The sequence below is a fragment of the Rhizomicrobium electricum genome (genome assembly GCF_011762045.1).
Classification (GTDB): domain Bacteria; phylum Pseudomonadota; class Alphaproteobacteria; order Micropepsales; family Micropepsaceae; genus Rhizomicrobium; species Rhizomicrobium electricum.
Map to the genome: position 1 here is coordinate 50,184 of NZ_JAASQS010000003.1, position 10,875 is coordinate 61,058.

Annotated in this window: 9 protein-coding genes; all 9 read right to left on the minus strand. The window is 52.6% G+C overall.

The genetic code is table 11. The annotated features are described in order from the left end of the window. Positions 1-75 precede the first annotated feature (75 nt). Complete coding sequence (locus tag FHS84_RS06145; RefSeq protein WP_166931965.1) at positions 76-2,076, minus strand: acyltransferase family protein; 2,001 nt, start codon at positions 2,074-2,076, stop codon at positions 76-78. Continuing rightward, complete coding sequence (locus tag FHS84_RS06150; protein WP_279589284.1) at positions 2,073-2,837, minus strand: class I SAM-dependent methyltransferase; 765 nt, start codon at positions 2,835-2,837, stop codon at positions 2,073-2,075. Before FHS84_RS06150 ends, FHS84_RS06145 begins: the two co-directional genes overlap by 4 nt. A gap of 27 nt (positions 2,838-2,864) precedes the next feature. Continuing rightward, positions 2,865-3,854: a glycosyltransferase family 2 protein gene (locus tag FHS84_RS06155; protein ID WP_166931969.1), complete on the minus strand. Its 990-nt coding sequence runs from the start codon at positions 3,852-3,854 to the stop codon at positions 2,865-2,867. Between the two features lie 53 nt (positions 3,855-3,907). Further along, a complete protein-coding gene (locus FHS84_RS06160) occupies positions 3,908-5,284 on the minus strand; it encodes a nucleoside/nucleotide kinase family protein (protein WP_166931971.1) in 1,377 nt (458 codons plus the stop codon). Between the two features lie 9 nt (positions 5,285-5,293). Then, positions 5,294-6,466 carry a DUF1972 domain-containing protein gene (locus FHS84_RS06165; RefSeq protein WP_166931973.1) on the minus strand — a complete coding sequence of 391 codons (1,173 nt, stop codon included), beginning with the start codon at positions 6,464-6,466 and terminating at the stop codon, positions 5,294-5,296. 62 nt (positions 6,467-6,528) lie between these two features. Further along, complete coding sequence (locus FHS84_RS22355; protein WP_208393731.1) at positions 6,529-6,984, minus strand: acyltransferase; 456 nt, start codon at positions 6,982-6,984, stop codon at positions 6,529-6,531. 233 nt (positions 6,985-7,217) lie between these two features. Continuing rightward, a complete protein-coding gene (locus FHS84_RS06175) occupies positions 7,218-8,222 on the minus strand; it encodes a glycosyltransferase (protein WP_166931977.1) in 1,005 nt (334 codons plus the stop codon). A gap of 125 nt (positions 8,223-8,347) precedes the next feature. Then, positions 8,348-9,313, minus strand: coding sequence for a phosphotransferase (locus tag FHS84_RS06180; protein ID WP_166931979.1), 966 nt, complete (start codon positions 9,311-9,313; stop codon positions 8,348-8,350). A gap of 49 nt (positions 9,314-9,362) precedes the next feature. After that, a complete protein-coding gene (locus tag FHS84_RS22190; protein ID WP_166931981.1) occupies positions 9,363-10,583 on the minus strand; it encodes a glycosyltransferase in 1,221 nt (406 codons plus the stop codon). Positions 10,584-10,875 lie beyond the last annotated feature (292 nt).

Sequence of the window (10,875 nt, forward strand, 5' to 3'; positions counted from 1 at the left end):
GCATACAGAGCAAGCTGCTTTGTTGGCGGTTACTTCGCGGCAACGCTTTTCGCTGTGGCATGGCGGTATAGTACATCAATTATTCCATGCTGCTCGCTTGCAAAGCATCGGTTTGTTAGGCGGTACTTGAACCGAGTTTGACGAGCAACTTATTTCGGTGCGAAGGGAGCGCAAGACGATGGGCGCGATCCTACTTACAATATAATTGCTCCCCTCCATTGTAAGGTGACCAATATCCCAGGCTATGGGGTTTCCGTTTATAGAGATCTGGCATTGATTGCCGGAGCACAGAAGGGCACGAAGCGACACGAAGTCTGTAGATGTCTCCAGGGCGGCCGTACGAAGCGCATTTTCAGTTCTAAAGGAATTAGCTGGGGAATATCGATCGGATGGCAGCCCCCTCGACTGCAACAAGCGGATTATTTGCGGCACGGGACCTGCATAGGTGGGAAGTTCCCCCACAAGAAGTACATGGATCCCTCTTTTTTTTGCGGCGGAGAGAGTACGCGCCATGCTTCGCCGCACCTCCTCCGGCGCCCTTCTGTTCCACGGAGCCATCGTCACGACGAGGAGATCAGGGTTCAATGAAACAACCTCCGCCCAGGCCCCCTTTTGAAAGCGGCCACATGCAGTGGTTTCGCCGGCCTGTACAAATGGCGGACAGGCAGCCATTGTTATCTGCACCAAGTCAAATCTGCCGGCTTGCTGAAGCTGGCGAAATCCCCAGGAAAGATGGGCAGCATACGAATCTCCCCACAAAACCACCTTCGGAGAATCGACGCCCGCTTTGTAGCGAAAGGTGCACTTTTCAACATTCCAATCCGTAAACGGTTGGCCTTCCAGAAAACAGGTGCGTGCACTGTACATTACACCCGGATCTTGAATGCGAGTGCGCAGCGTGGGGAACCTCTCCGGCATGCCGCTCGTCGCTTCTGTCAGAAGTCCAAATCCAACAAAGCAAACGGTTGCCGCAGCGGCGCCGCCGAATGTTGTGCGGAGGCTGAATTTGCGTATTCGGAATGGACGCTCCACTACATGATACGACAGGGTCGCAGCAAGGCAGGCTAACAGGCCTGCAATTACGGACTCTGTGGGCGTTAAATCCCTAACTAGATAGTATTGGGCATACGCAATCAGCGGCCAATGCCAAAGATAGAGCGAATACGATATCTTGCCGACGAATACCATCGGAGCATTGCAGAAAACACTCTCGAAGGGCATCTTCCCATTGGTGCCAGCTGCGATAATGGCAGCTGCTCCGATCACGGGTACCAAAGCATTTGGTCCGGGGAATGGCATTTCAGAGGTGAAACAGAAGACACTCACTAATATGGCGACCAATCCCCCGGCCGCCAGAAATCTCCGTGTACACGGCCGTAGCGACGCGCAGTTCACTAACGCAAACATGGCACCAACGAGTAACTCCCATGCTCTGAATTGCGGTAGATAGAATGCCGCATTCGGGTCCCTGCCGATTACGTAAGTGCCCGCGGCGAACGACAACGTTAGTATCGCGGCGATGACAAAAATGATATGTCTTCGAACAGCCCTATACGCCAAGGCCATGAAGAGCGGAAATAGAACGTAGAACTGCTCCTCTACCGCAAGAGACCAAGTATGCAGCAGAGGCTTTGTATCGGCTTGAGCATCAAAGTATCCCACTTCGTGGAAAAGCAGAATATTGCTGCTAAATAGAGAGGTCGCGAGCCCACTCCGTCCTAAATTGCGAAGATCAATGGGCAGCAAAACGCACGAACCTACTAGTACTGTAAAGGCAAGCATCACGGTCAGCGCGGGGATTATCCGAAGCACTCGCCGTCTGTAGAACCTAATTACGCTGTATCGCCCCTCTCTGATATCATTGAAAAGAATACCCGTGATTAGAAATCCCGATATAACGAAGAACACGTCGACGCCAATAAAACCTCCTGGCACCATAGAGGGTACGAGGTGGTACAATACTACGGGAATAATGGCGATCGCGCGCAGACCGTCGATCTCAGGTCGATACTTCAGCTCCCTCGGTTCGCCGTTGAGCGATAGAGTCGAATTCCGTGTACCCGCATCGACGCTCATTTTTCCACTATGGTGTAGCAAAAGGCCGCTAGCGGTTTGAAATTGGACTTCCTAATCAAGCTATCGACAACCGAGTGAAATTCCCGAACTACCGGCACTTTTGCATAGTAGCCGTGTCCATAGAACGGCACCTGCCATACATTCTTGAAGCCAATATCCTTGATACGCTGGCGAATTCTTCGATTGATCAAGCAGCCACTGTAGTAGGCCTTAAATTTGGGAGGAGGAGCACTGGCCCGTGTCGGCACAACCTTCGTCAGCACCTTCCAACCCAAATCCTCCGGTAGCAAATAGTTCGCCAGGAATGGCACGCTAAAGAGTACGGGATGAAACGCTACTGCCACACCTCCCGAACGAAGCAACCGGTGGATGTTGCGGTAGGCTAGCCTGTAGTCAGACACATGCTCCATCACCATTTTTGAATAGATAAGATCAAATGCGCCTTCAAACGGCTTCACCGCAGCTTGGTCCGATGTCGCAATATCAAATGCTGCAGTCTTGACCCAGTTTGGTGCCAGCGATAACTCGTCCGATGATATGTCGTTGGCTGTATACTCCAACCCCAGACGTTCGATCTCCTGCTTCGGCAGCATTGGAGATCGCCCCCCCCCGATTTCGAGAACCGAGTGGAAATGCCCTTCTCCGATAAACCTTTGAACATAGGCGGGAAATTCAGTCCACGCCCACGACGAAGATCGATGGGAGCAGATTTCTTCAACAATTGACCCAATAGATGGGACCTGATGCAGACTAGTGTTCATCCGAATTCCCCAGACAGCGCAATATGGCTACTTCTTTCTCGACGCGCCCAAAACATCCGCGTCTTCCGGTACTCGCGGCTCCCGCGGCCGTCGATCTCTGCCCCAGCCTGTAATTGCGGAATAGAGCCGACGCAGGAGCCGTTCTGGCGCGACAGCCAGGGCACTCCCAAGAAGCATCACGGCCTTCCCATCGCTGCCATTTAACCAGGCCTCCCCTCCTGAACGTTGTAGCCAGCGATAGAGGTCTTTTCGCGCTCGATTTACGCGTCTCAGCAAGGACTGACCGCGGAGAGATTTAGCAAATTGGTCGAAGGTCGGCTCAACAGCGCCGTGGCGCCGAGCTATGGCACAGGCCTCTGCCCACCGGCTCCGATCCTGCATGCGAAAAAAGTACGGCTTCGTCGCACAGTTTGCGTGATATCGGTAGCTAACCAGCGTCTCCCTGAGAATACCAATTCGGAACTGCTCCTCCGCTCTCAACTGAAGGTCCCAATCGTCCGCCGGATAAAACTCTGGACGGTAGCCAAGCCTCAAATAGGCGGAAGTCTTTGCAAGCAAAGTTGAATGCAGCTTTGCGCCATCTTCAAGACTAATCAGGTTTCTTGTTTGACCGACGACCGTAGTCTCCTGATCGCGGTTGGACCAGCGGCGCTTGCTCCCCATTTTTTCGATTTGGCAAAACAGGAAATCATAACTGCTATTTCGGATCGCAAACAATTGGCGCTCCAGCCGCGAGGGATGAGACAAGTCATCCTGATCGTTTCGCATTATGAATTCGCCGTGAGCTTCCGCAATCAGACGGTTCAGTGCAGCACATAAACCTCTATTCGACTGCCGGAGAATACGAATGCGGGGATCGTTCAGGCCTCCAATATAGGTGGCCGAATCATCCGTGCTTCCATCGTCGAGCACGAGCAACTCAAATTGCTGGTGAGTTTGGTGCAGCAATGCATCGATCGTGTCGCGCAGAAATGGCATGCCGTTGTACACTGGCACGATGATACTTACGTCAGGCATGAAAATCCTTTGCCCTCCGTCTTCAGAAGACACATCTTCTCGCGAAATAGGTACTAAAGGGACGGCCGAAACCCCGCGTGTCGCCGTTCCATATCACGGAAAAGCATCTCGACTACATCGTCGACCACTTCCGCCAGTGGGCGGTTCGTGTCCACAACTCGGACATTCCGAAGCTGACCGGCAAGTTCAATGTAAGCCAAGCGTTGCCTCTGAGTTTCCGCGAAGGTCACTTCGCACTTCCGCGATTGTATAACTTCGGCGGGAGCATCGAGAACCAATACGAATTGCGGACGAGGCATAAGAACACTGAAAAGCTGGGCCAATATACGCGGCCCACCGAACCGATAGCGCACAGGATCTACCAACACGTCATAAAAGTACCGGTCAAAGATCTGGATAGACAGGTTTTTCTCAGATGCAACTATTCGATCAATCCAGGACTCCAACAGCCAGAGGACAAATTTTGCCGCAGAAGCACCCATCCAACGTGGTTTCAGCCCGTGTGGATCAGTTACTATCCCTCGGTTGGCGACGCGCGAGTGCGCGAAAAGAACTGGTTTCAAATGCCGGATTCGCACATTCTTGCACGCCTGTCCGAGCACCCGTTCAACAGCATCGAGAACCGTAGACTTCCCAACACCATCAGGACCCAAAATGCACAAGCTGTAGCTAAAGGCATTGCGATGCCGAACGAGCAGCTCACGCGCGATGAATGCTACAAAACTTCTAAACGCAGCAACTGGCGTCTTCATAAGTGCGCTGACAGCTAGAACTCTGCAAAACTCGCGAGCAGTTGCTCGCACTCGAGAAAAGTCTCCGTCGCAAACTGCTGTTATCGTTGTTTTACGCAGCCCACTACTCAAGTAAGGCAGAAGCCGCCGGTCTACTATCTCTGGTGCTACCGCAAATGCCGCTTGAATTCTCGGCTCATATTTTGTGTACCGCGCGCCCGCGCTGATAATCATTGTGGAAAGCGAAATCAACGCTTCGTCCTGAGGATCTGGAATAACTATGAGGTCGCAATTTTGCGGCGCTGTCACAGAACGATTCAGGATATCCGAAACATCTGCATAGTCGAAACCTCTCCAACAAAGTCGATGGATTAGATCGACCTGAAGCACGCGCTTATCAGCGGCAAACACCCCCTCCAAAAACAAGTTGGTGATATAAGAACGCTCTGATACTCCCACCAACCTTATCCTGGGAATGGACTTCACCAATGCCACAATGGTCCGCACCGATTTCGGATGGACAATAATGTCCACGTCTCCGCCAGTGTTCGAGTACGGCAACTTTTCGTAATTTCGTGGGATCGCGTAGCGTATCTGTCGTGATTGCAACTCCCCTAGTAGGAGCGCCAAAAATTCAGCCAAATTCATGGGTTTCTGATTTCGCCATTCGAGCACGGCCGGGTTTTGGATATCGGCCAAGTTCTACCTCTATACAGCAGAGAAAGCGTCGGACGGCTCCGAGCATTCCTTCTTGCCGCTACTAATATCTAGGGGCAAAAGCAGGGATTCATACTCTGCCAAAACGCGCTCCCAACGAAACCTCTCCTGAAACCGCTTGAGGCTCGTCGCGCGCATCCGCGCGAGTTCATTCGTGTCATCTAGCAGATCGTCCAGCCTGCTCGCCAACTCATCTTCTGAGCCAAAATAGGACGCGCCTTCGCCAGCTACCCAGCGATTGAAAAGATTGTCGTGAGCTAAAACCGCCGCGCCGACTCCCAGCGATTCAACCAACGACGGGTTAGTGCCTCCGACTTGATGACCGTGAATGTAGAGCAAACATTCCGCACGTATGCCACGAACTAGCGCACTGTCGTAGATCGCGCCTGGAAATATCACTTCGTCACTCGCGCAATTTACGACACTTCGATGATAGGCATTTGTTGCGAGGTCGAAGCGGCCCAATACGAGCAGCTTCGTACCTCGCTTTCGCCTCGAAAAGGCCCTAACAATCTCGAGTAATGAATTCTCCGGCTCAGGGCGTGCAATAACAGCGGAAAACTTGTGTGGCGCGACCCCATATTGTGAGAGGCAATGCATATTCTGAGCGCCGTTCCGCCATGCCCCGTATGGAATCATGGTAATGCGAGATTGAGCAGCCCACCGCAATAAGCGCCGCTCGATCTCGGGATGGTCCGCAATCAGATGGTCTCCGAGAAATATCGCTGCACGCTCGTTTAGCCACAGCCACGCTCTTTGAACGCAATTCCATTTTGGCCTCTTCCATTCCAGACCATCCATATTGATGAAGTTAGGTATTCTCATCAAATACGGGAGAAGGCCGAGAACCGCAGTGTTATAGCCTAGCGTTAGGAGGCGCGAAGGCTTGCTCCGAACTGCATGAAGAATGGAACACCAGTCAAAAAGAATTGTTCCAACAGGACCGGTGTTGGCCATTGATATAATTACCCTATGCACACCATTCCATATATCTTCTTTGATTTCCCCGCGGCCGCCGATTTGGCAATATACGGTGACGTCCCAATCTCGCTTCGCCAAATAGATAGCTAGCTCCTCAGCTAGCCGCTCAAACCCTCCGTGTGCCGCAGGTATCCCGCGAGTTCCGAGGATCGCTATGCTCTTTTGGCTTCGATCTGAATTCATGGTGGTTATGGATTACCGCGTCAATATACCGTTTGTTAGCCTGTACCCTCGAAGGGATTCGGCTAAGATCTCAGAGTCATAGACCTGAGTACTCGCGCTGGCACTCCACCTATAACGCTGTGATCTGGAAATTCTCCGCTTACAACAGCACCGGCTGCAATGACCGAGTGGTCGCGGATCACTGTTCCATCAAGTATCGTTACCTTGGCCCCGATCCATACATTGTTGCCCACGCGTATCCCCCGCGACGTCACACCCTGATCTCTGATCTTTGTACTGGCATCTTCGAACTGATGATTTTGGGAATGGAACGAAACGAACTGCCCCATAATCACGTCATTCCCGATATCGACTCCACCTGTCGCCCCGAAATAGCAGTACTCGGAGACTCCGCAGTCGTCACCTATCCTGAAACCCTGACCGAGATGTGAAAAGTGACTGGTACACGAGATTATGCTGCCTGCGCCAATCTTCGTCCGGGCACCGATAGTTACACCCTGCCGCGAATAGCCATCCATTTTTACATGAGGTTCGATTGTAGCGAACCGTCCGATTCGAATGCTCCGTTTACCGCGGAAACGAGCCGATAACGCCACGAACACGGGACGGCGAATACGGCAAATGCCAACTGACAACGCAAATGCTCGTTGAACGAGAACCCTCAAAATCAAGCTTATAGGAAGGTCGCGATCCGGAGCGTATGTCTTTCCGAGCTTCCGCAACAACACGTTGAGCAAGAGGTGTGTCCCCACTAGCTTGATCTCAATACGGCTTCACAGATATCTCCGACGCCACCCATGTAGTTATGCTCGTTAAACAACTCATCTGCGCGCTTTTTTCCAGCGAATCCATGGGTCAACGCGAGTTCTGGACATGAGATGTAATTCGATATCGCGCTTGCCAACCGTGTCGCAGACCGTGGCTCGAAAAGAATCCCCGTTACTCCGTCAGACACGATGTCGGTCAATCCGCCGTGACCAGCGGCAATAACTGCCCGCTCCCTAGCCATCGCTTCTATCGCAGTAAGCCCAAATGGCTCAGGTTTGGTGGAAGGAACTACGACCACATCCGCCCAGGCGTAATGTTCGTCTGGATCCGATGAAAACGGGCACATCTCAGCAATCTCGGAGAGCTTGCGATCGCGAATGGCCAGCCGGACGCACTCCTCAAAGTGGGTCTGGTTACCGAACGTGTTGCCTACAAGTCGGATGCGAACGCTACGCAACTTGTCCGGCTGGAGAAGGGAGACCGCTTCAAGCAGTAAAAGCTGCCCTTTCCAACTATTGAAGCGCCCGAGCAACAGCAGATTGAGAGTTCCGTGATGCGCTCGTTCCAATGGCTTGGTTATTGGCGCAGTTCCATTCCATATAACGTTCGCACTCAGCCAGGGCGCGACATAGAATGCGTTCTGCGTTGCGCTAGAGTTAAATATCAGCGAGCACCTCGTGAAGGCAAAGATCGTGGACAAAACAAAGGCAAGCAGCGCACCGGGCAGTTCGTGCACATGAATGATGCCGTTCCGCCTTGTCAGCATTAGCGCAAGCAGAAAGTCCACAATCACTGCGGTATTTACGTACACAAGGTCGTGCCCCCTGACCGTCCGACACGCCGCCACCACCTTCTTCAGAAGCGACACAGCCGTGCTTAGGCGCATGTGCCGAATGTTTGAGCGTCTGAGAATTGCAAGGTTTTTCTTTTGAATTTCATCAACTAGAGGCGCCAATACATTTTCGAGTTCGCCACCATACGGAATCACGACGGTAATCCGCGTATTGGGCCATCGCTCTGATAGCGCTCGGACAGTCTGCACGAACGTTCGATCGGAGCCATAAAGCTCCGCGCCCTGATGCACGAGAAGGATTGACGCGGGGCTCTGCATTATCAAACCTCGGCGCTCACACGCATCAGGAATGCAGCCTTATTCTCAATCAGTCGCGCGAGCTGTCTGTGTCTGCGGTTTCTATCAACCCATTCAAAGGCGTCTCTATTCAATTGTTGCGCCAGGTAGAGCGCAAGCCATCGCCTTGCCTCTTCCTTGTGTACGCCAGCCGAGCGAGCAGACAGAGTCACTAATCCTTCCAGATCGACCGTTTTGCAATGTAGAGCTGCTGGTTGAACATAGTAGTGAAAAAAATCCGCATACGGAGAGCAAACCCCAACATGTTCGTAGTCGACCAGACATAATGCGCCGGCGTTGTCCAGAAATAGATTCCAGCTGGTCAAATCTCCGTGGCACCGAACCTCTGGAGTAGGCGTCTGTTCCGACAGAAGCCGCTCTAAAGTTGCCCCCAATTCCGATACATTTATCGATGAAAGGCGCGTTGAAAGCAGGGGGTCGACAAAGTCAGCTGTGGGACGAGAACCGCGAGGTGAATTGTACGCCGAGCGGCATAACGACAAAATCGCAGTTTCCACATCAGTGCTCAAGGGCGTCCGTTTCGCGTGGATTAGCAGCTCATAACCAACCACGCAGCCATCCGCTGCCTGCAAACATGCGGGCTTGAACCAAGGTCGCAAGAAACGTTCCGCGCAGTTCGCTCGAACAAGTTCCGCCGCCGCCTTAGCAGGGTCGTCGTAAACCTTCACAAACAGGGATGCGCCGTTTGCACATGTAACTCCGCCCACCAGAATGGTATCTTTATAATACCCAGTATAGAGCAAGAATGCGTCACGGGGTTGGAATTGGCGAACTAATTGCGACCAACCGTATAGGACTGGCGACTCCTTCACAGACCGACCAAGATCAAGTTTTTGAGTCAAATCAATTGCCGCACGCTCGATAAATCCGCGTAGGCCCGAGAGAAACACGATATTTTGCGCGAGATACTCGGGGTTACCGAATGCCACATATGTTGCACGAAGCGCCCCACCATAAACCCAGCGTGGCGGGACACACTCAACCATGGTAGGCGGCATCGATTGCGTCAACGAGTGCGTCTGTGTCCAAACGTCTATCGTATTCACGGCGCACTCGTTGCATTCGCGAAGTAAACCGAAACGACTTGGTATCGTCGGCCCATTCCTGGTAGAGTTGTTCCAGGCGATCCGCAATTTCACTTACGGTTGATTGATAGTCACGACGTGTAACCACCGCGCCTGTCGAACCCGCCAGGAAGCTTGGTCCAGAATTCTCCATACAGATTACCGGCGCGCCCGCCCCCATCGCTTCTGCGACGACTAGTCCCTGTGATTCAAAACTAGGAAACACAAAGACTGCAGAAGTTCTGTAGTGCTCAGCAAGATCGGACTGCTTCCCCCAACGGACAAAAGCGACATTACAATCGATACCGAGTTCACAGGCCCGCTCTCGCAGGTGCGGTTCTAGTGTTCCCGATCCAATCAGGGTCAGTTGGGCTCCGCATTCCCTGTTTCTGAGAAGGAATGCCGCAAACCCATCTAGTGTTGCATCAAAATTCTTCAGTGGGATGAAGCGGCCAACACTCAGAATTTTAAATGTTAGTGGTCTGACCGGATCGGCAAGAAGTTCTGGAACGCTGCTAGCTTGTGGCCTGAGAACTACTTTGGCTTTGCAACTTCGAAATGGCGGAGCCAGATTGGCGTTTCCGTAAAAGATGACATCGGTCCTCGCTGCCGCCCAGTGGAGAAACGGGTCCAATCGCCAAAAGGCCCGTTTTGCCATTTCACGTATCCACTCGCGTAAGAACGACGAATACCGTTTGCACTGCAGAAAATCGAACGGAACGCGTTCGTGGTGTGCAATAGGTCCCCAGACGAGCTTGCCATTGGGATTTGTTAAGAAGTGAGGTGCCCAGTCGCAGTGGAAATTCAGCTGATGTATCACATCAAACTGCTCAGAGCGGTTCAGATGCCGAACAATACGGCCCACTAAGATCTGCCATATGTAGTAGTATAGAATTATCCCGCGACCGCGGCGTTTGTAGAAACTCAGCCACCTCGGAACGTCGACACCTATTATTCGAACATCCACAAACTCGGGGTCGTCCCGAAGGAGAGCGGCGTTGTTCTTGCGCGTAATGAGCGTGATCTTGTGACCGAGCCGCTTCATAGCCTTGGCTATGGTGTAGCCACAACCATCTTCAGATCCCAGCCCGCGTTGGATCTTGTATACGACTAGGAGAATTTTGAGTTCGTTCACCTCATCGCTCGTAAACTGTCACACTCTTCAGGTACTGAAGCTAGTTGTAGGTGTTGTCGAAGCGCGCAGTGATTGCTAAACGTGATAGATAGCTCTGCTATTAAGCAAGCTACCGCAGTTCGGGTGCAGCCGCGTACTGCCGCTCCCGAATGTTCAGCCCTCCGCAGGACCCGTTTGTCACGGCGAGTCCACGCATCCAGGCTTCCAGGGAAGCGCCGAGCCCGCCCGAAAAGCGCCGGAGTTTTTAAAACAGACCCGGCAGTATGGACGCACTTTTGCGTCTCTGCGGGGA